The sequence below is a fragment of the Mesorhizobium sp. L48C026A00 genome, assembly GCF_000502375.1.
GTDB lineage: Bacteria > Pseudomonadota > Alphaproteobacteria > Rhizobiales > Rhizobiaceae > Mesorhizobium > Mesorhizobium muleiense.
In genome coordinates this window covers 1-600 of sequence record NZ_AYWU01000118.1, presented here as the reverse complement: position 1 = coordinate 600, position 600 = coordinate 1, and the positions used below count along the sequence as shown (strand labels likewise).

Annotated in this window: 1 protein-coding gene; it reads right to left on the bottom strand. The window is 54.3% G+C overall.

What is annotated here, in order from left to right; translation table 11 throughout:
* Positions 1 to 600: AMP-binding protein (locus tag X738_RS80630; RefSeq protein WP_036270851.1), on the bottom strand; the 600-nt coding region annotated here is incomplete at both ends.

The following is a 600-nucleotide window of genomic DNA, read 5'->3' as shown; positions in this document are numbered from 1 at the left end:
CCGCCCCGAACGGCACCGGCGCGCCATGACCGTCCAGAAGATACAACCGCGTGTTCGCAATCGGACGCCCGATCGGGACAACTGTTCCGCTAAATCCAACGGGATGCTCCCAAGCTGTCGTATCAATCGTTGCCTCAGTAGGCCCATAGAGATTGACAAGTGCCCGCGATGTCAATTGCAGCCATTTAGCGACGATCTCATTCCTGAGGAGCTCTCCACCACAAAATATGTATCGTAAGCTACCGATTGCATTTTGCTCAACGTCTCTGAGCTCAAGCAATGCCGAAAGAAGAGACGGGACTAATTGCAGGACCGTCACTCTATGCCTATTCAGGAGATCGACAATTGATCGAACATCGAATTGTCGGTCGAGGGGAAGGAGAATTACACGAGCCCCAAACGACAAGGCTGTCCATAGCTCCCACACCGCGGCATCAAAAGAGAGGGAGGTTCGCTGCAGGAAAATGTCGTGGGCAGCAAGCTGGAATCGATCCGCCTGCCAACTTGTATGATTCACCACTCCCCGGTGCTCGACCATGACGCCCTTTGGGGTTCCGGTTGAGCCGGAGGTGTAGATCACATAAGCGAGATGGCGTGAGG